We start from the raw sequence: 20,257 nt of genomic DNA on the forward strand, positions 1-20,257 counted from the left end.
CATGCAACCTCTACTCCTTAACATACAACCAAACCTTCAGTAAAGATAGCAGCTGTTTAATATCAACCGGCTTTGTAATGTAATCTGAAGCTCCTGCTTGAATACAGAGGTCGCGGTCATCCTTCATCGCTTTCGCTGTTACAGCGAGAATGGGCAGGTCATGGTATTGCGGCATTTGGCGAATCCGCCTTGTAGCCTCATATCCGTCCATCTCTGGCATCATAATGTCCATTAGGATCATTTGAATTTGATCATTTTTAAGCAAAACCTCAATCGCTTCGCGGCCATTCTCTGCATAGATAACGTCAAGCCCATAGGACTCCAAGACACTAGATAAAGCAAACACATTACGAATATCGTCATCCACTAAGAGGATGGTAATATCATTGAAGGGCAGCGATGATTTCTTGGGCGCGGTTATTTCTGGCTGCTCAGGTGCAACAGAGTCTTCAGCTGTTGTAGCTACTAACTCTCTCGCATCTACAACTAAAGCTTTTACAGGCTCTATAGCCTCAGTAGCTGCAACGTCCATAGGAATTAAGAAAGTGAAGGTACTGCCTTCGTCTATCTTGCTTTGCACGTTGATTTCACCGCCTAATAAATGGGCGATTTCTCTGCTGATTGACAAGCCAAGCCCCGTGCCTCCATATTTGCGGCTTGTCGTGCCATCTGCCTGGACGAAGGCCTCGAATACAATATTCAGCTTGTCCTTTTCAATACCGATTCCCGTATCTTGGACGGCAAATTCGATCATGGGCTGCCCTTGTTCTGCAAACGACTTAGAGCCGTTTGGATTCGTGGATATGGTTAAGGCCACACTTCCACGCTCCGTAAATTTGAAGGCATTGGATAGCAAATTTTGCAAGATTTGCATCAGCCTTTGTTGGTCAATCAGGATGGTGCTAGGAACCCCAGCATTCAGCAGGACATGAAATTGGATACCCTTCTGCTGGGCGATCGCTTCGAAATTGCGCTTAACTGCACCAACCACATCGGAGAGCACCACACGTTCAACCAGCATATCCACTTTTTTGGATTGGATTTTGGCTAGCTCCAATATTTCATTAATTAAAGCCAATAAATCTTGCCCGGATGAGAAGACCGTCGAAGCATACTCTACCTGCTTCGGGGTAAGATTCTTGTCCTTATTATCCGCCAGCATCTTGGCAAGAATCAGCATACTGTTCAGCGGTGTCCTTAGCTCATGGGACATATTGGCCAGAAACATCGATTTGTAGCCTATCGCTTCCGTTAACTCCACCGTTTTGTTCTGAAGCGTTAAGGTCGTCAATTCCAGTGAGCTGTTTTGCAGCTCCAGCTTCTGCGATTTTTCCCTTAGCTCTTCATTGGCCTGCTCCAAATCAGCTTGCTGGTTTTGCAATTGGTGCTCGGATTCTTCAAGCGCAGCCGTATGCTCCTCAAGCTCCGCATTCATATGTGCTAATTCCTCTTGCTGGCGCAAGAGCTCCTCGGACTGCTCCTGAAGATCCTTTGAGACTCTTTGTGATTCCAGAAGCAATGCTCCTATTTGCGATTTGTTTTTAATTTTATTGATATGAATGGCTAACAACGCTGAGAGCTGCTCCAAAAAATCGATCTGTATAGCCGTTAATGTGTTGAGACTGGCTAATTCAATAACCCCCTCAAGCTCATCGCCAACTAATAGCGGCATAATCAACACCTGCTTAGGAACGCCTGTAATAAGACCTGACTGAATTTCCAAGTATTCGGGCGACACGTCTGTCAGCTCAATTCGCTTCTTCTCCAAGGCGCATTGCCCGATAAGCCCCTCTCCCATTTGGAATGAATCGGAGCGGGTAGTTGCACCCGGTTGTCCAGCTGCGTATGTAGCCATTTTAACGAGCTTGTCCTTGGTTGCTCCTTCTGCCACGTCTGCCTTGATGTAAATCACACCAAAGGCCGCACCGAGCTGCGGCATAATTTGGAATAAGGCATCTGCTGCTGCGGCTTGAATATCCTCTATTTGTTGGATAGAGGTGAAAAAATTAGAGATATTCTCATGAAGCCATGCATGCTCCCCAAGCTGCCTTGTCCACTCCTGCTCTCGTGCGCTTTGTACCTCTAGAGACTCAACCATTTGATTAAATGCCTTGGAAACCACACCAATCTCATCATTGGACTTTACTTCCAGCCGCGCACCTAAACCAATAACCCCTAAAGAGAAACCTCCCATCACATCGGAAACTCTTACTAATCCTCGTGTAATTTGCCTTGTGACGGAAGTGGTAAGAATGCCGCCCATAATGAAAAACAAAAAGGCCGCGATTGCCAACAGCAGAATCGAACGATTGTTAGCAAAAGCAGATTCTTCTACAGCCTGCTTCATGATAAACTGGTTAATACTAACCAGGTCATTAACTTGATCGAACAAATTTTGCTGATACCTTTGCCCATCCTCCGTCAGTAACTGAGAGGTTTCTTTGTTGTTACCTTCCTCAAGCATAACAATTATCTTTTGCTGAAAATTCATATATTCTAGTGCAGCTACCTTGAGGTGATCGATGATTAACCTATTTTGTTGGTCATTGGCCATTTTCTCCAAAGCCAATAAAGCTACCGTACCGCGGTCGCGGGCTTCATTCAATTTGGTCTGCTCTTGCTGCTTGACAACCACTGATTCTGATAAAGCATAGTTTCTAATGGCTTTGGCAATATTGTTGACTTCCATTCGGATCTCTGTCGAATGCTGCACCTTTACATATTGCTCATTTACAATTTTGTTAATGGAGCCATATAAATGTTGGATGGTATAAACAGAATAGCCCAGAAGCAACACCATGCTTATAAATAATGCCGAAAATAGTAAAAACAGCTTGCTTTTTATTTTCATAGAGTCCCCCGTTTCTATCTCTTATTTCCATATTATCCTGCTTGCATTTTCTTTTCAATATATATCCCTTATTATAGTAAAATTTCCCGAATTGACGGCTAATTTGTCAAAGCATGTAAAAAAACGTCAGGGAAGAGAATTGCTCCTGACGGGACTTTATGCTGTTAACCCCATGCAAAAAAAAAAACAGCCCTATAGGCTGCTCATCCGCTCCGTTTTATATTTCTTCAAACCATTGTAAGCCATCTCCAACTGGCTATTAATATGCGCTTCCGATGATGAATCCTTCATCAGGCCGCAGGCTCGGACAAGGCTGTCAATGACACTAAAGAGCTCAGGGTCGGTGCGGTAGCAATCCGTGGAAATGTCCTGCATCTCATAAATCTTATCCATAACGTCCGGGTAAGCTTTTAATTGCGTCATGTTCATCCATTCCCTTCTTGAATTAAGAATTAAGAATCACATAAATAGTGCACATTATATAGAAAAAAATGTTATTTAGTGCGTGTTAATAATTATAATAACGCTTACAAGTGGTAATTGCAATATGCTATTTGAAATATTTTCAATTTAAATGGGCTTAAATCCAAGCCTGGAGTACCCTCATATCCAGTTAATGATAACACGGGTTTCTTCCAGTATAATAAGAGAGAAGAAAGCACTCGAATAAGGAGGTGGCCTGATTGAACGTATTGATTTTAGGCGGAACAGGTGTGATTAGCAGGGAGATCGTAGCGCAGCTGCTGAGCGCTGGCCATGAGGTTGTAGTCTTTAACAGGGGAACCCGGAAGCTGCCATTTTCCAGTGATGTGGAATGGATAATCGGGGATAAATCGGATAACCAAAGCTTTAATGAAGCGGTGAAGAAGCGGACGTTCGATGTCGTTATCGATATGATCAGCTTTAATGAAGCCGATGCCCGCTCTACGGTAAGCACCTTTAACGAACGCGCTGGGCAGCTGATTATGTGCTCCAGCGTTGCTGCATACAAAAGACCTTATAAATCCGCTCCGATTAAGGAGGATGCAGAAGAGCTGTTCGATAACCCCGAATTCGCCTATGCCTTTCAAAAGGCTGAAATGGAGCGTTATTTACAACGCAATATCGGTAAAGGGCAGCTTCCGGTCACCATCATTCGGCCCTCATTGACCTATGGAATTGGCGGCAGCAATCTGGGTGTGCTCAGACAAAATTATAATATTGTGCAGCGCATCCGCAATAACAAGCCACTACTTATGTTTGGTGACGGAACAACCCCTTGGGGATTTACTTTTGCTCCCGATTTGGCTAAAGCATTTGTTGGCGCTGTTGGGAATAAACGAACCTACAACCAGGCTTACCATGCTACGAACGAAGACGTGCACATATGGAACAACTTATATGAAGAGTTTGGCAACATTATCGGGATCGAGCCGCAAATCGTCCACATCTCTTCCGAACTTCTCGTAAAAGCAAACCCTAGCTTATTCGCGCATTTAGTATTTGAGAAAAGCTACTCTGGGCTGTTTGACAATAGCAAAATCAAAAGGGATATCCCCGGCTTTGAAGCGAGCATATCGTTAAACGAAGGCCTGCGGATGATGCTCAATTGGTATGAAAGCGAAGGCAGCATTGTAGACCCGGAAAAGGAGCAGCTGGAGAACCGGTTAACAGATATTTATATGGAGTGGAGTAAGCAGATGGAACAGTTCGAAGCTTAAAAACAAGCCGTTCAAATCCGTATGGGAGGATTGAACGGCTTTTTTTTGCCAACTACATATAAACAAGCTTAATTGCTTACAACGACATCATCCACTTGCATGGCCATACTGCCTGTTGTGCTGTGAGTGGCGAATTGAATCGTATCAATTGAGAATACGGCCGCTGCGAAAGTGCCAGAAGCAGCTCCCGAGTTGCCTCTAAAAGTCTGCTTCTATACCGCTGTACGTATATTTTTTACACTAATGGTTTTTACTTTTGTTGCCGCCAAGAAAATTGGGGATGCCAGCCTAAGACCTGCTTCGCCTTGGCGTTGCTGACCAGAGCCTGGTGCCCCTCCAGGCTTTCACGGATAGCTACATCTGGATAATAGGTGCTAATCAGGCTTTGTGTATCCATCTCACAGAGAGTGTCATCTGCGGTTATATTCAAATCGTTGCAGCCTAGATGGTCCTTCTCCAACGCCGCCAAGCATGCAGACGCCGCATCCCGAATATCGATATAGCTCCATAGGCTTGATTTTTGCTCGCCTGGATCGCTGGCATTTTGTTCGATTTGCTCATATTTATCCAAGGTGACAATCCAGGAAAATCGCAGTGAGGTGATTTGCATTCCATTTTTGCGATGAAACATAGCAGCAGTGGCTTCATTAACGATTTTGGATAAGCCATAGCACTCCTCAGGTAGCTGGGGGAAGCTCTCATCGACAGGAAAATACGGGTAATGAAACGGCTTTTCCGCCCAGGCGTAGCCATAGGAGGACTCACTGGAGGCCGAAACCACCTTCGTTATCCCTAATAGCGTGGCAGCTTCCAGCACATGATAGGTGCTTAATACATTACTGGCAAATACAACCTCATTCGTAAAGCCCCTTGGAGCTGGAATCGCCGCCAAATGGACTACTGCATCAGCTCCTGCCAATGCACTAACAACCTCACCAAAATTCACCAGATTGACCTGCAGGCATGTACACTTGGGCAGCTTCATCGGATGCTGGTCAATGGCAATGACTTTATACCCTTTTTCTAATAAAGCTCCTGCAACCTGGCTTCCTAGTCTACCGTTTGCTCCTGTAACTGCTACTACCTTCATTGCATCAACCTCCGTGATTACCCATAGGATAGGTTACCCACATAGGATGGGATCGTATCTCCTTTCAATATACAATAGGAAGCCGCCGAATAGATCACAAATAAAAGCAGCCCAAGAATAAAACCTTGAACTGCTGCTTTCCCATAGAATCTATAGCCCAGATTCCATTTACTTCCTCATTTATTGTTTTCAGTCACTTTTCACGCATTTATCCCAGTCCACCTTGGACATGTACACATTATCCCTTCCACCCCAATCGGATGAAAAAACAACGTATTGATCGTCACGTCTAATGAAAATTGCTCCTTGCTCGTTGCATCATGCTGAGAAATCATATAAGTCAGCCCATGGACAATATTCAGATGATCCAGAAATTGATCCAGCCCTTCCAAATTTCCCACAGTTGCTGCTATACCTACAACGCTGAAAGCCCGCCCTGCGAGGGACGAGCTTGAAATGTCATAAAAGCAACTTTATTTATTGGATGGCTCGGCTACCTTAACTAGCTGCTTACCCAAATTATCACCGGTAAATAGCCCTATGAACGCATGCGGTGTTTGTTCAAAGCCATCTACGATATTTTCGGCATATTTCAGTTTTTTCTGTTGCAGCCATTGTGCCAGCTGGCTGACCGCTTCAGGAAATCGGGCGGCGTATTGGCCGACGAGAAAGCCTTGCATCAATGCAGTATTGACCAGCAATACACTTTGGATGCGGTTGCCAACATCCGCCTTGCCTAAATTGTACAAAGCAATTTGCCCGCAAATCGGAATTCGCGCATTTTTGTTGATAAGACTAAGTGCAGCATCAGATATAGCTCCGCCTACATTGTCAAAATACACATCGATTCCATCCGGGCAAGCCTGCGCCAGCTCGGCATGAAGATCCGCGGTTGTTTTGTAATTGATCGCGGCATCAAAGCCTAATTCTTTAATCAAATACTCGTTCTTTTCGTCCGATCCGGCTATGCCTACAACACGTGCCCCTTTGATTTTGGCAATTTGCCCAACGATCATGCCAACAGCTCCCGCTGCTCCTGAGACCACAACAGTCTCTCCCTCTTTGGGCTGGCCGATATCCAATAAGCCAAAGTATGCAGTTAGCCCTGGCATGCCAAGTACACCTAATGCAGTCGTAATAGGAGCTATATTAGGATCAATGACGGTTAATCGCTCTGGTTTGGCAACGGAATATAACGTCCACGTCGAATTGCCTAATACCACATCCCCCTTTTGAAAGCCTTCGGCATAGGATTCCACCACCTCACTGATGACGCCTCCGGCTATTGCTTCATTTAAGGCAAAAGGTGGAGCGTACGATTTGGCATCATTCATCCTGCCGCGCATGTAAGGATCTACCGAAATATATAAAGTACGCAAGAGCACTTCCCCTTGCGCAGGCGAAGGTATCTGCGCTTCCTCAATGGAAAAGTTGTCTAGGGTTGGCATTTCCTTCGGGCGGCTTACTAATTTGATCACCTTATTAGCTGGCATTTTCTAGTCTCCTTTATGGATGATTAAAAGCCTATCCTGCTTTAAAATCTATAGTTGCTTGTTTATAGTCTTACTAACTATTACCCTAATCCCCATATTTTACACCAAGAACTCTACAAATGGGCAAGCTGCCGGATGGTATGTATCAAATCCTTAACGATAAAATCTGCCGCTGACTCCTTTTGGATGAGCTCGATGCGTTGCTTTATTTGGGATGCAAATTTTTCTTTGGAGAAAAAATGCCGGAGCTGGACAGCCAATTCGTCTGTGCTATTGGATATGGCGGCGATTCGCTTTTTCGCGAGATATAAAGCATTTTCCTTCTCCTGCCCCGCAAAAGGCTTAAAAATAAAACAAGGCACCTGTAACACAAGCGCCTCCGATAACGTAATGCCGCCAGCCTTGGTAATCATACAAGAGGAAATTAACATGAGCTCATGGATGTTATCTACAAAACCAAAGATGCGTAAAAAGGGCTCATTTGCATATTTGGTTTTTAACCTCCGTTCCAGCTTTTCATTTTTTCCGCAAACGACCACCAATTGACATTCCTGCATAGATAGCAAAGAACGGATCATTTTATTGATAACTTTTAATCCGTAAGCGCCCGCCATTAGTAATACCGTTTTCCGATCCGGATCTAGCTTATGAAAGCTTTCACTTAGCTTATTAGGAGCATCTTCAAGAGCATGGCGGCCAAATTGTTCACGTAGCGGGATTCCACTTACTTGAATGCGTTGCGCGGCAATACCACACGTTACCATTTCCGTTTTAAGCTCCTCCGTTGCCACATAATATTTGTCAATATCGGGGTGGAGCCAACGGGAGTGTAACGAAAAATCCGTAATAACGGTAAAGCTTGGAATATTTAAGCTTTTGCACAATAACGGAGCGGCACCAAAAGGAAATGTGCTAATCACCGCATCCGGCTGCTCTTGTTGAATCAGTTGTTTGAGCCTCTTTATCCCTAGTCTGTTGTAAAAGCGATTCCAGACGTTATTAGGTTTAGCATGACGAGTTATGTAGTAGCTCCAGCCATAATAATCGAACCCGAATTGGGAGGCTGCCGTACTTTTCATATAAAGCTTAGTGGAAATTTTATTGAGAAGTGGATGTGCTTCTTTCATCAGGTCAATAATTTTCACTTGCTCGATACCTGCTTTGCCAAAGGACTGTCTCAGGGCGCGGGATGTCTGTACATGACCCTCTCCATAGCTGGCAGTAAGAATTACAATTCGAGTTGGACTGCTCTTCATTTCGATTTCCCCCTGATGATTTCGAGCCTTTCGCCAAAAAATCCCGACCCTGGGAAGGACGAGAATGACCTCACGAAGCCTATTTAGCTTGAGCGCCGCCCGTTCCTGGACGAAGAATCAAGTTCTTGTCACACCTTATTTGCTCCAACCATTATCGAAAATAAATATCATTAAAAGTATAGGTTCATTTGGAAGAACCGTCAATTCCTATTTCATTTAGCTTTTGGCTGTAAAAGCCATTGATTTATCTCCTGATCCTCGCCATATGCGCCCATTATAGCATATCTATCAGGCTTCTTGGACTACCTGCTGTAACGGCAAGCTTAAAGTAAAACGGCTGCCTTTCCCTTTTACACTTTCCATAGTAAGGCTTCCACCAAGCAGACCTGCGAGCTTTAAGCTGATCGATAAACCAAGCCCAGTCCCTCCATAACGACGAGTAGACGCTCCATTTTCCTGCTGAAACGCCTCAAATATTAAATGCTGCTTGTCCAAGTCAATGCCAATCCCGGTATCCTGTACACTAAAGACGATACATCGGGATTGGGGATTATCGTTCATGCGTACCCGCAGAGAAATACTGCCTTGCTCGGTGAACTTAACAGCATTTATCAACAGATTGCGCAAAATTTGAATCAATCTTTGGGCATCCGATATAAAGCTGTCAGCAACATTGGCTTCCACATCTACTTGGAATTGGAGCGCCTTCTGTTTGGTGATTGGAATAAACTGATAGTTAATTAACTGGATCATTTCTTCTATAGAGACCATTTCCCAAATGATTTCCATCTTGCCGGTTTCGACCTTGGAAATATCCAAAATATCGTTAATCATTTGCAGCAGCTCATTGCCAGAGGCATTAATAATGTCTCCATAGCTTTTTTCCTCTTGCTGGCCGTTCGAATCATCTTCTTGCAGCAGCTGGGACAACGCAATAATGCTATTGAGTGGTGTCTTTAATTCATGGGACATATTGGCGATAATATCGCCTTCCTTTTATAAGTCCACGATTTTCGGTTATACAATTTAATGAGAAGAGCGGCCAAGCACCCGAGTAACAAAATATTAATAGAGCCCGTAATGGCTGGATTCGTAAACCCTGTAATCGTATACCTGGAAAGGGCAATACCCAAGCTAATTATAAGCACTAGCCTCGGATCCCGAAAAATCAACGTACCGAATATGATCGGCACCGCCCTCAGGTCGAATATTGTGGATTCTGCCCCTTTAACAGCAAAAACCATCGTAAGCCATCCCGAAAATATAAAAACACCTACCAATACCACCTGTTTCGTCTTCCAAGTCGCATTATGAAATATATATTTAAAACATAGATTGAATAAATAGGCACTAGTGACCAGAACACTTAGACTGATAAGAAAATTCGTATAATAATTAATAATTGTCACCTCCTACTGCCATTGTACAATATAAAAAGTTGAAGCTCTAGTTGAATTAACTATCCCATGTTGGCCTTATAATAAAAAAGGCGATTATGTAAACTGGTTCAAGCAGCTTCCGTGGACCATGGCATTGACCAAAAGTAAGCTAATACCATTAGAGCCCCCGCATCCACCTTTATAGTGGGTACGGGGGCTCTTTGTTGAATTTGAACCTGCCTCTCAGCAGCAAGAACGTATATCCCATTATTTTACAATTTAACTATATAATCTAGGCCCATAATGAATAGAACCACTGACCCCAACAGTACCAAGATCCATATTAAGCTTGTTGTATCTCTTTTCTTTTTTCTTTTTAATGCTTCCTTCTTTAATACTTTTTCCACAGATTCCGCAAGCAAGTTAAATTTCTCTTCGACAGTATGAATGACAATTCCGCCACAGTGCGAACAAAGCCTTTTGAACTCCGTTTGTTTAAAACAATTAGGACATTCGACCATAATTCGTGACCACCTTTAATCGTTAATCAGGTACAGCTGCTTAATTCGATAGGTATACCAATATTTCTTATGTTATCATGAATATAATGGAAAAGCTTCGAAGAGTATGTACTGAGCTTGCATTAAATATCGATCAGAAGGCTTAACAACTTTTCCGGCAATAAAAAAGAAGCCCCTAGGGACTTCAAGTAATAAAAGATAATGCCACCTTATACACATCCTGCAGCACTTTGCGATCGGTAGCGGATTTGCCCATAACGAACAGCCCCTGCCTCGTATTAGCCAAAAATCGGGAAAGCTGGCGCAGGCTGTGCTTACTCTTAATGCTCCCCGCTTGCTGTGCTCTTAACAAAAAGCTGTAAAACAAGTTTTCCACACTAAGATTATACGCTTCTACACGTTTGGAAATATTAGGATCCATAGGTGCGAGCTCAGCCGCTACATTGATCATGAAGCAACCACGCCGATGCTTTTCATCTCTCATGGCATTATCAATGATCATTTCGAAAAACCGTTCCAAAACCTCTTTCGGAGCCCCAGGCTCTTCCAGAATAAAAAACGAATGACCCTTGGCGTTCTGCCAAAACCGATCCAGACAGGTTAGAAACAATTCATGTTTGTCTCCAAACGTGTCGTACAGGCTGCCTCGGTGAATCCCCGTATATTTGCATAAATCCTGAATGGATGTGCGTTCATAGCCTTTCTCCCAAAAGAGATGCATCGCCTGATCCAGCACAAGCTCTTGGTCAAACTCTCTAGGCCTTGCCATGATGGACAACCTCCCCCCATGGAAACCATTATATCCATTTAAGAATGATCAATCAACTATGCACACTGACAGCTTCTCAATAGTCCGTTAGCTGAGCTTAGCACGGTTAGGCAGTTAGCGACGGCGGTTAGCGACGGCTAGCCAACCTGGTTCCCAAGCCCGCTCCATGTCATCCAAGGTTTGTCCGGGAGCTACAATCTTATCGATGGCATCCAGTACATCTGTACTTAAGCGCAGCTCGATACCTTTGAGGGATTCTTGAAGCTGACCCCTTGTACGTGGGCCGATAATTGTCGAAGTCACTGCAGGATGTGCCTGCGTGAAAGCAACCGCCATATGTGCGAGTGTTAGTCCTGCTTCATTCGCCAAATCCTGCAACAGATGGATCTTCTCGAATTTCACCCGGTTTTCTGGTCGATGTGGATCGACTACATTCCCTAGTACATTTCCCTTAAACCGCTCCGCTCTAGAGCCTGCCTCTGCCGTTTGTCCTACGCTATACTTGCCTGTCAATAGCCCACCCGATAGGGGACTCCATACCAATACACCCAATCCATATTTTTGTGCTGCCGCTAGAACATCAAGCTCTATCGAACGGTTAAGGATCGAATATGGCGGTTGCTCGCTTGCAAAACGTTCCAGCTTCCACCGTTCACTTGCCCATTGGGACTCGGTAAGCTGCCAAGCCTGAAAACCGGAGGTGCCGATATAACGAATTTTCCCTTCCTTGACGAGATCCGTTAAGATCCCCAGTGTTTCTTCTATATCTGTATCGAGATCCGGCCGATGAAGCTGGTATACATCCACATAATCCGTTTGGAGCCTTCGCAAGCTGTCTTCCAACGCGTTTTTAATCCATCGCTTCGAATTGCCCCTTCGATTAATTCCGTTGCCCATCTGCATACCCACTTTGGTTCCGAGCACAATTTCCTCACGCCGACTTTTCAGAGCCTTGCCCACGATTTCCTCGGAGACCCCGCCAGCGTACACATCGGCCGTATCAATAAAATTAATGCCCGCCGCAATGGATTCCTCCACGATGCGTTTGCATTCCTCCTCATCCGTATTTCCCCAGCTGCCAAATGCTCCAGTCCCCAGCGTAATGCTGCTTACCTTTATACCCGTACGCCCAAAATTCCGATATTCCATTTGTCCTCAACCTCTCCTTTGTATGAATAGCTGTCACTATATCAATTAAAGAACGATAGGTCAAGTATTTCATCCAAATATTTCAATATATAATTAGTTATTTTCATATTTTAAGTAATATCAAGCAAATAAGGAATATATAATCGAGAATTTTATTGTTTAATACCATAAACCTATTTTAATCAAAGAATCCACAAAAATAATACTTGACCGACCATTCTTTAAAGGCTATAGTAAAAAAAAATGAAATATGAACGAATCCATTATGCGCTTGGCCGGTTATTTTATTAAGAAATATAGGAGGATTTAAGATGCCAAACGTGCAAAAGGCTTCCAAATTTTATTACGGCTGGGTTGTCATTGCTATTGTATTTCTTACCCTGCTTGTATCCGCGGCTATTAGCACCTTCCCAAGCGTCTTGATGCAATCTTTGGAAAAGGAGTACAACTGGGATCGCAGTACGATCTCCGGGGTTATCTCGATCCGAATTTTATTATTCGGATTAGTTGGTCCCTTCTCCGCATCACTGATGGCGCGGTTTGGTATACGGAGGATGATGGTATCCTCCATGCTTGTGCTGATCTTCAGTCTTGGCTTCACACCCATGATGACAGAGGTTTGGCAGTTCGTACTGCTATGGGGCATAGTTGGCGGGCTTGCGACGGGTACATTAGCCAATGTATTGGGTGTGACCGTTGCCAATCGCTGGTTTGTCAAGCACAAAGGGCTCGTTATTGGCCTGCTGACGGCCAGCGCCGCCACAGGGCAGCTGCTGTTCCTTCCGTTGCTTGCGCAAATCACGACGGAAATAGGCTGGCGATATGCGGTATATACCATTATCGCAGCCCTGCTGTTCTTACTCCCCGTCGTGGCCATCTGGATGCGAAACCATCCCTTTGACGTTGGCGCCGCCGCCCTCGGTACAACTGAAATCAGCAAGCCGGCTCCCTTCATCGGCAACCTGTTTCTTACGCCGATTCTTGTCCTGGGCTCCGCGATGCGAAGCGTGACGTTCTGGCTGCTCGCCGGCACCTTTTTCCTTTGCGGCTTCTCCACGAACGGGTTGATCGGCACGCATCTGATCCCTGCCTGTGGGGATTATAATATTCCCATCGTAATGGCGGCAGGGCTGCTCGCGCTTATGGGGTTGTTCGACCTCGTGGGCACCACGCTTTCCGGCTGGCTGTCCGACCGCTTTGACAGTAGATGGCTGCTGTTCTGGTATTATGGGCTTCGTGGGCTCTCGCTTATTTTCTTGCCCTATGCACTCGAAATGGGGTATATGCAGCTTACGATATTTGCTGTATTTTATGGGCTCGATTGGATCGCCACGGTGCCACCTACCGCCAAGCTAACCTCCGATACATTCGGGCGGGAGAAAGCAGGAATGGTATTTGGCTGGATATTGGTGGCCCATCAGGCAGGTGCGTCAACTGCCGCATATGGCGCTGGTGTTATGCGGGAGCTGTTGGGCAGCTATACGATTCCTTTTGTATTCGCGGGCTTTGTTTGCCTATTTGCGGCTTTAATAGCGCTCAAAATCCGTTCCCTGAAGAAAGCAGCACCCGCTGTTGCTTGATCCAGGCAAATCCAGTTCATACAGTCAATAAGATTGTGACTTTTGTACAGCATCTTTGCCCATTGCTTGGCCAAGATCATAGCGCAAAAAAACCGTCCGGAAATAGCACCGAACGGTTTTTTTGCGCCTGAAGTCAGCTTCTCCTGCGCTTGGTAACAGATCTTCAACCAACTAAAACTTGTTTTAAATATATATATGCGATATATTGCATATATACTATTTTTGAGGTGATTGGATGCCTATTCCAAGTGATTTTTCCAAACCAACTAGAATTTCCGCTAAAGAACGTGCGTTTTCACAAATCCAAAGATGGGTAATTGATGGAACCCTCCAGCCTGATGAGAAGCTGGTTGATGCTGAATTGGCAGAAGCTTTAGGTGTAAGCCGGACACCGATCCGGGAAGCTTTACAGCTATTGGAGGTGCAGGGTCTAGTAGAGATGCATCCTGGCAAAGATACTAGGGTGAAATCGATTAAGAAGGAAGACATTCTTAAAATGTATTCCACGCTTGCCGCTTTGCACGCGCTTGCCGCCGAGTCCGCAGCCAAGCTTATAGTGCCGGAGCTGACTGAACAACTTAAGGGCTTTAATGCCCAATTCGCCGAAGCGATTGAAGCCGGGCAGCCGTATCAGGCGATGGAGGTTGATGAGCAATTTCACAATGCTATCGTCGATATTGCCGACAACCCTTACGTAGCCTCATTCAGCTCTTCGCTTCAAATTCATATTCGCCGCTTTAAATATGTGTTTCTGAAGCAGCCAATCACTGCTACTTATGCCTCTGTACATGAACACACGGCGATCATTGAAGCTCTGGAACGACGTGATCCTGAAGCAGCGTCTAGCATGATGAAGCAAAATTTATTAAGACCTATGGGCGAGCTATACGAATTGATCAAAATATGAGGAGCTGGTACTTTTGTCGGACCAAGATATGAACAAGGATACAAACAAAGAAGATTTACGTATTCGCAGTATCGTTATTAGTGAAGGGGTTAACCGCGTCCCCAACCGCGCCATGCTGCGGGCAGTTGGTTTCAAAGACGAGGATTTCAAGAAGCCGATGATTGGTGTGGCAAGCACTTGGAGTGAAGTGACTCCCTGTAATATGCATATTGATAAATTGGCATTGGAAGCCAAAAGAGGCATCCAGGAAAGCGGCGGCGCGCCGCTGATCTTTAATACGATTACGGTATCTGACGGCATTTCCATGGGCCATGAAGGCATGCTGTTCTCCCTGCCAAGCCGTGAGGTCATCGCCGATTCGATCGAAATCGTCGTAAATGCAGAGCGCTTCGACGGTGTGGTTGCCATTGGCGGCTGCGATAAGAACACCCCGGCCTGCCTTATGGCGATCGGCCGAATGAATTTACCGGCTGTTTATGTATATGGCGGAACGATCCAACCCGGCAAGCTCGATGGCAAAGACGTGGATATCGTGACAGCCTTTGAAGCTGTCGGCCAATACCATGAAGGTAAAATCGACGCGGAGCAATTGTACCAGGTAGAATGCCAAGTTTGTCCGGGAGCTGGCGCTTGCGGCGGTATGTACACAGCTAATACGATGGCTGCGGCTGCTGAAGCCATGGGCATGAGCCTTCCAGGATCTTCTTCAACCTCGGCCATTGCGAACTATAAAGCCTTTGAGTGCGCGGAAGCCGGTAAGCTTGTAATCAACCTTTTGGAGAAGAAAATTTATCCAAGGGATATTATGACCAAAAAAGCTTTTGAGAATGCAATTACGGTCGTTATGGCGCTTGGCGGCTCCACCAATGCCTTCTTGCATCTGCTAGCGATCGCGCATTCGGTCCAAGTTGATCTATCTCTGGACGATTTCGAGGCGATTCGCGTGAAGGTTCCTCATCTGGCCGATTTGAAGCCAAGCGGCAAATATGTAATGCAGGATTTAAGCGATGTCGGCGGTGTGCCGGGCGTGATGAAATTGCTGCTGGAGCAAGGACTTTTGCATGGCGACTGCATGACCGTCACAGGCAAAACCATAGCCGAAAACCTAAGCGAGGCTTCGCATTTAGTGGCAGACCAAACCATTATCCGCCCTTTTAACAATCCGTTAAAGAAAAGCGGCCCGCTGGTCGTGCTTAAAGGAAATTTGGCGCCAGAAGGTGCTGTAGCTAAAATGTCCGGCATGAAAATGCTTCGTTTCTCAGGTCCCGCCCGTGTCTACGACAGTGAGGAAGAAACCACACAAGCGATTATGAATGATGAAATCGGCAAAGGCGATGTTGTGGTCATCCGCTATGTTGGTCCTAAAGGCGGACCCGGCATGCCTGAGATGTTATCTGTGACTGCCATGGTGGTAGGCAAAGGTCTTGGCGGTGAGGTTGCCCTGATTACAGACGGAAGGTTCTCGGGAGGCTCGCACGGATTTGTAGTTGGCCATGTCGCACCTGAAGCGCAAGTCGGCGGTCCGATTGCCCTGCTTCAAACAGGAGATATTGTAACCATCGATAGTGAGACGTTGGAAATTAAATTTGACATTACGCCCGAAGAGCTGCAAATCAGGAAAAATAACTGGGTCAAGCCGCAAGCCAGGTACCCCTTTGGTGTATTGGCAAAGTATGCCAAGCTTGTATCATCGGCTTCCAAAGGTGCAGTAACCGATTTGGATTTGGAACTTTAGGAAAAGCAGGAACCGGTATATTCATAGCCGGTTCCTTTTTTATCGATATCCTTCAATCGCAAATTATGACTAGAAGCTAGTGTTTTCAATGCAGGAACAGCCTGGAAATCAGCAAATATTAAGCAAGGCGCTGGCGATTAAGTCGGTAATCGACCGTAATTTTAATCTGATAATTCCAGGTAGTCGGACACCTCACAATTTACTAATTTCGGCGTTTAAGCTCCATGATCCGCACAAAGGCCTCCTCCACACCTAGCAAATTCGGCTCCATGCTGCCCCGTTCTTTATATTCAACCAAGCCTTCGGCAGCATGCTTGCCTACAAGGATTCTTACAGGAATGCCGATAAGGTCAGCATCCTTAAATTTCACACCAGCGCGTTCATCACGGTCATCCAGTAGCACTTCAATACCAGCATTGCCTAAACGGGTATACAATTGCTCTGCCAACGCCATTTGTTCTGGAGCCTTGACCGATATTGGAATTAAGTGGACCTGATAGGGGGCCATGGAAACAGGCCAAAGGATGCCGCCAGCATCGTGGTTTTGTTCGACTACAGCGGATAAAATTCGGGATATTCCGATCCCGTAGCAGCCCATCACCATGATCTGCTCTTTTCCTGATGAATCCAAATAGGTAGCTCCCAATGCCTTGCTATACTTGGTACCAAGCTTAAATACATGGCCCAGCTCGATCCCGCGGGAAAATTGTAAAGCACCCTGACATCGGGAACATAAATCGCCCTCAGCCACATTCCGAAAATCGGAAGCCGTATGTACCGGAAAATCCCGGCTTGGGCAAACATTTCGTAGATGGTAGTCCTTCTCATTGGCTCCCACAATCCCTACAGGCATGGCCGCTACCTCTTTATCCACGAGAAGAGGAATCGTTAATTGGATAGGTCCAGCAAATCCAAGAGGCGCCCCAGTTATCTGCTCCGTCATGGCAGCATTAGCTAATTCCAGCACTTCTGACCCCAAAGCGTTTTTCACTTTAGTCTCATTGACCTCATGGTCACCCCTCACCAGAACAGCAACTGGGTTGCCATCCGCTATAAATAGTAAGGTTTTTATCAATTGCTTGGCTTCCACACCTAAGGCTTGGACAAGCTCCTCAATTGTACGTACGTTTGGCGTATGGATTTTTTCATAAGCGGTGATCGAGGCGTACGGGCTGCCTTCAGTATAAGGAATAGCCTCCACAACCTGTATAGCCTCCGATATGGACTCGGCCTTTTCAAGATTGGCGGCGTAATCGCAGCTTTCACAACTTACGATGGTATCCTCGCCAATATCGGCTAACGCCATAAATTCATGCGTGCCTCCATCTCCACCAATCGCACCCGCATCTGCCTCAACTGCACGAAAGTTCAAGCCCAAGCGTCTAAAAATCCGGCAGTAGGCTTCATGTAAAACCCAATAGGTTTTATCCAGGCCTTCCCCATCCAGATCAAAGGAGTAAGCATCCTTCATCAGAAATTCCCGTCCCCGAAGCAGTCCAAACCGAGGTCTTCGTTCATCGCGAAATTTAGTTTGGATTTGGTACAAATGAAGCGGAAGCTGCCTGTACGAATTAACCTCATTGCGAATTAATGCAGTAATAACTTCTTCATGTGTAGGCCCTAATACAAATTCCCGTTCGTGGCGATCCTTAAGCCGAATAAGCTCAGGACCGTATATGGCATAACGACCCGATTCCTGCCAAAGGTCGGCTGGCTGCATAGCTGGCATGAGAATCTCCTGCGCATCGGTGCGGTCCATCTCCTCCCTAATGATATCAGCCACCTTCTTCAATACACGCCAGCCTAAAGGCAAATACGTATAAATACCAGCGGCTACCTGCCTGATGAATCCAGCGCGCAGCAGCAATTGATGGCTGATTGCCTCAGCATCCGATGGGGCTTCTCGCATGGTTGGCAACAATAATTTACTTTGGCGCATGTTTGAATTCACTCCTCTTTCGTAGTGTAGACTGGTGTGGACGACAAAAAAACACATTCGAAAGGGACGAATGTGCTCGTGGTACCACCCTAATTAATCGTCATCACAAATAACGATTCTCATTTAGATAACGGGATGATCCCGATAGGGGCTACTAAATCTTTCACCGCTACAGCTCGCAAGGTAGGCAGCTATCATTCGTATCGAGAAGCCTTTCAGCAGGAGGCTCCCTCTCTGTATCGACCGATTATGAAGCTTATGTCCTTGGTCTATGCTATTTCTGGTATTAACATAATTTCCAGAATTTTAACATTAAACCATACTCGTGGTCAAGAGATTCGTCATCCCTGAATAATTTTAAATAAAAAACAGTTAACCACAAAAACAATTAACATAACAAGTTAGTTTATATAACATTTAATGTTGATTTATATAACATTATGATTTATGATATATTTCGAAACCATACTTAATTATAGAAAAGAGGAGCAAAGACATGAAAAGTAAATTTTTATTATGTGCGATTGCGGCAAGCGTAATGATCTCATGCTTTAATTTATCTTTTACTCCAAGCCAAGCAAATGCAGCAACCCCAGAAGGATTACCTAAGGTTACCATTGTGGGTATGGGCGGAACGATAACCAGCACCGCTTTGGGTCGCGAGCTTTTTCAATCCTATGGCACGCCCAAAGTTTCTATTTCGGATATACTCGCAAGGCTTCAACCCGAAATTGCTAAAGTCGCAGATGTGAATGTGCGTGAAGTATACAATATTGGTTCAGCCGAAACTACAACTGCCAACCTCTATAACCTAACGCTTGCTATTGATGAGGTATTGGCAGATCCAACCGTTGACGCTGTTGTCGTTAACAACGGCACTAACATTATGGAAGAGCTTGCCTACTGGACAGACCTCACTGTACAAAGCCAAAAGCCGGTTGTTTTTACTGGTTCTATGAGACAATCCAATACGTTTTCCTTTGATGGCGAAGCTAATTTATTCAACGCAATCAGGCTTGCAGCGAGCCGTGAAACGACATGCTACGGCACGGTCCTGATGATGAACGATGAGTTTTTTGCTGCACGTGAAGTAACGAAAACAGACGCCTTGCGTCTTGATACATTCGATGGCGGTCGTTACGGTGCACTTGGAACTGTCGATGAGAATCGCATTCGTACCGTTAGAGCACCGGCTCGGATTATGAGTTGTGGCACTGAAGCATGGAAAACCCCTTTCAACCTGAAGAATGTTAAAGCTGAGGATTTGGCTAAAGTAGAAATCGTATATAGCTATACGGAGGCCGATGGATTGCCAATTACTGCGTTAGCAAATGCCGGAGTAAAAGGAATTGTAACAGCTGGACATGGTGCTGGCGGTATATCTACCTCTCAAAGCCAGGCTCGTAAAGAGGCCATTGAAAAGGGTGTCGTATTCGTGAGCGCAACCCGTGCTGGCTCCGGAGCTGTCTATGACACGAAAGCACCAGGAATTATTGGCGGCGCTGATCTTCTACCCCAGAAAGCGAGAATTTTGCTTCAATTGGGGCTTACCTTCTCCAAAGATACCGAGCAAATCAGAGGTTGGTTTGAATCGATCGGATTACCAGAATTCAATATGTCTAAACATTAGAGACGACTTTATTAACAAAAAAACGTCAGGAGCTACTCTCCTGACGTTTTTTATTGCACTAACTCCTGCATGGATGCGCCGGAAACGGACACTTCATTCGCACCCCATCAGCCTTTCAGTTACCCCTTCACCGATCCAAGCAGCATCCCATTGAAAAAGAGGCAGTCCAGTTGCATTAATCATAACAACAAATTAAATTGATATGCATTTAACACTTCTTCCCTACAATGATACAAGAGGGTTTAAAGGGAGGGATTT

16 protein-coding genes and 1 other annotated feature are annotated in these 20,257 nt (G+C 45.4%); of the genes, 5 read left to right on the forward strand and 11 right to left on the reverse strand.

Annotated elements, in window-relative coordinates:
* Window positions 1-10: 10 nt before the first annotated feature.
* Together G9U52_RS29910 and G9U52_RS29915 are read right to left on the reverse strand one after the other, a co-directional pair.
* Window positions 11-2,851, reverse strand: a complete 2,841-nt coding sequence (locus G9U52_RS29910) for a response regulator (RefSeq protein WP_166154586.1) — start codon at window positions 2,849-2,851, stop codon at window positions 11-13.
* Window positions 2,852-3,043: 192 nt separating this feature from the next.
* A complete protein-coding gene (locus tag G9U52_RS29915) occupies window positions 3,044-3,280 on the reverse strand; it encodes a hypothetical protein (RefSeq protein ID WP_166154588.1) in 237 nt (78 codons plus the stop codon).
* Window positions 3,281-3,534: 254 nt separating this feature from the next.
* Between G9U52_RS29915 and G9U52_RS29920 the strand changes: the two genes are divergently transcribed.
* Window positions 3,535-4,551: an NAD-dependent epimerase/dehydratase family protein gene (locus G9U52_RS29920; protein ID WP_166154590.1), complete on the forward strand. Its 1,017-nt coding sequence runs from the start codon at window positions 3,535-3,537 to the stop codon at window positions 4,549-4,551.
* 250 nt (window positions 4,552-4,801) lie between these two features.
* Here G9U52_RS29920 and G9U52_RS29925 read toward each other — a convergent pair whose 3' ends face one another.
* The 8 genes from G9U52_RS29925 to G9U52_RS29955 form a co-directional block, all read right to left on the reverse strand.
* Window positions 4,802-5,641 carry an NAD-dependent epimerase/dehydratase family protein gene (locus G9U52_RS29925; protein ID WP_166154592.1) on the reverse strand — a complete coding sequence of 280 codons (840 nt, stop codon included), beginning with the start codon at window positions 5,639-5,641 and terminating at the stop codon, window positions 4,802-4,804.
* A gap of 200 nt (window positions 5,642-5,841) precedes the next feature.
* Entirely contained in the window at window positions 5,842-6,042 is a 201-nt protein-coding gene (locus tag G9U52_RS39465; RefSeq protein WP_207953303.1) for a hypothetical protein, read from the reverse strand.
* A 72-nt stretch (window positions 6,043-6,114) separates the two neighbouring features.
* Window positions 6,115-7,134 carry an NADP-dependent oxidoreductase gene (locus tag G9U52_RS29930; protein WP_166154594.1) on the reverse strand — a complete coding sequence of 340 codons (1,020 nt, stop codon included), beginning with the start codon at window positions 7,132-7,134 and terminating at the stop codon, window positions 6,115-6,117.
* Window positions 7,135-7,247: 113 nt separating this feature from the next.
* Window positions 7,248-8,390, reverse strand: coding sequence for an MGDG synthase family glycosyltransferase (locus tag G9U52_RS29935; RefSeq protein ID WP_166154596.1), 1,143 nt, complete (start codon window positions 8,388-8,390; stop codon window positions 7,248-7,250).
* Between the two features lie 288 nt (window positions 8,391-8,678).
* Window positions 8,679-9,374: a sensor histidine kinase gene (locus tag G9U52_RS29940; protein ID WP_311764943.1), complete on the reverse strand. Its 696-nt coding sequence runs from the start codon at window positions 9,372-9,374 to the stop codon at window positions 8,679-8,681.
* Window positions 9,347-9,799, reverse strand: coding sequence for a LytS/YhcK type 5TM receptor domain-containing protein (locus G9U52_RS41880; protein ID WP_207953304.1), 453 nt, complete (start codon window positions 9,797-9,799; stop codon window positions 9,347-9,349). Before G9U52_RS41880 ends, G9U52_RS29940 begins: the two co-directional genes overlap by 28 nt.
* A 675-nt stretch (window positions 9,800-10,474) precedes the next feature.
* A complete protein-coding gene (locus G9U52_RS29950; protein WP_166154602.1) occupies window positions 10,475-11,059 on the reverse strand; it encodes a TetR/AcrR family transcriptional regulator in 585 nt (194 codons plus the stop codon).
* A gap of 114 nt (window positions 11,060-11,173) precedes the next feature.
* Window positions 11,174-12,208 (reverse strand): aldo/keto reductase, encoded by a 1,035-nt coding sequence (locus G9U52_RS29955; protein ID WP_166154604.1) that lies wholly within the window; start codon window positions 12,206-12,208, stop codon window positions 11,174-11,176.
* Window positions 12,209-12,519: 311 nt separating this feature from the next.
* Between G9U52_RS29955 and G9U52_RS29960 the strand changes: the two genes are divergently transcribed.
* From G9U52_RS29960 to ilvD, 3 genes are all read left to right on the forward strand, one after another.
* On the forward strand, window positions 12,520-13,788 hold the full coding sequence (locus tag G9U52_RS29960) for an MFS transporter (protein WP_166154605.1): 1,269 nt from the start codon (window positions 12,520-12,522) through the stop codon (window positions 13,786-13,788).
* Between the two features lie 235 nt (window positions 13,789-14,023).
* Window positions 14,024-14,695 carry a GntR family transcriptional regulator gene (locus G9U52_RS29965; protein WP_166154607.1) on the forward strand — a complete coding sequence of 224 codons (672 nt, stop codon included), beginning with the start codon at window positions 14,024-14,026 and terminating at the stop codon, window positions 14,693-14,695.
* A 28-nt stretch (window positions 14,696-14,723) separates the two neighbouring features.
* Window positions 14,724-16,430, forward strand: coding sequence for a dihydroxy-acid dehydratase (gene ilvD, locus G9U52_RS29970; protein ID WP_166154687.1), 1,707 nt, complete (start codon window positions 14,724-14,726; stop codon window positions 16,428-16,430).
* Between the two features lie 202 nt (window positions 16,431-16,632).
* Here ilvD and G9U52_RS29975 read toward each other — a convergent pair whose 3' ends face one another.
* Window positions 16,633-18,369, reverse strand: a complete 1,737-nt coding sequence (locus G9U52_RS29975; protein WP_166154609.1) for a proline--tRNA ligase — start codon at window positions 18,367-18,369, stop codon at window positions 16,633-16,635.
* 59 nt (window positions 18,370-18,428) lie between these two features.
* Window positions 18,429-18,650, reverse strand: a binding site (T-box leader).
* Window positions 18,651-18,865: 215 nt separating this feature from the next.
* Here G9U52_RS29975 and G9U52_RS29980 point away from each other — a divergent pair.
* On the forward strand, window positions 18,866-19,999 hold the full coding sequence (locus G9U52_RS29980; RefSeq protein ID WP_166154611.1) for an asparaginase: 1,134 nt from the start codon (window positions 18,866-18,868) through the stop codon (window positions 19,997-19,999).
* Window positions 20,000-20,257: the final 258 nt, after the last annotated feature.

It is taken from the genome of Paenibacillus agricola (assembly GCF_011440305.1).
Lineage (GTDB): Bacteria > Bacillota > Bacilli > Paenibacillales > NBRC-103111 > Paenibacillus_S > Paenibacillus_S agricola.

Coding starts and splice junctions, on each gene's coding strand:
- G9U52_RS29925 (WP_166154592.1), bottom strand. CDS start 5,641: ATGAAGGTAGTAGCAGTTACAGGAGCAAACGGTAGACTAGGAAGCCAG.
- G9U52_RS29955 (WP_166154604.1), bottom strand. CDS start 12,208: ATGGAATATCGGAATTTTGGGCGTACGGGTATAAAGGTAAGCAGCATT.
- G9U52_RS29950 (WP_166154602.1), bottom strand. CDS start 11,059: ATGGCAAGGCCTAGAGAGTTTGACCAAGAGCTTGTGCTGGATCAGGCG.
- G9U52_RS29910 (WP_166154586.1), bottom strand. CDS start 2,851: ATGAAAATAAAAAGCAAGCTGTTTTTACTATTTTCGGCATTATTTATA.
- ilvD (WP_166154687.1), top strand. CDS start 14,724: ATGAACAAGGATACAAACAAAGAAGATTTACGTATTCGCAGTATCGTT.
- G9U52_RS29915 (WP_166154588.1), bottom strand. CDS start 3,280: ATGAACATGACGCAATTAAAAGCTTACCCGGACGTTATGGATAAGATT.
- G9U52_RS29980 (WP_166154611.1), top strand. CDS start 18,866: ATGAAAAGTAAATTTTTATTATGTGCGATTGCGGCAAGCGTAATGATC.
- G9U52_RS29965 (WP_166154607.1), top strand. CDS start 14,024: ATGCCTATTCCAAGTGATTTTTCCAAACCAACTAGAATTTCCGCTAAA.
- G9U52_RS29930 (WP_166154594.1), bottom strand. CDS start 7,134: ATGCCAGCTAATAAGGTGATCAAATTAGTAAGCCGCCCGAAGGAAATG.
- G9U52_RS29935 (WP_166154596.1), bottom strand. CDS start 8,390: ATGAAGAGCAGTCCAACTCGAATTGTAATTCTTACTGCCAGCTATGGA.
- G9U52_RS29975 (WP_166154609.1), bottom strand. CDS start 18,369: ATGCGCCAAAGTAAATTATTGTTGCCAACCATGCGAGAAGCCCCATCG.
- G9U52_RS29960 (WP_166154605.1), top strand. CDS start 12,520: ATGCCAAACGTGCAAAAGGCTTCCAAATTTTATTACGGCTGGGTTGTC.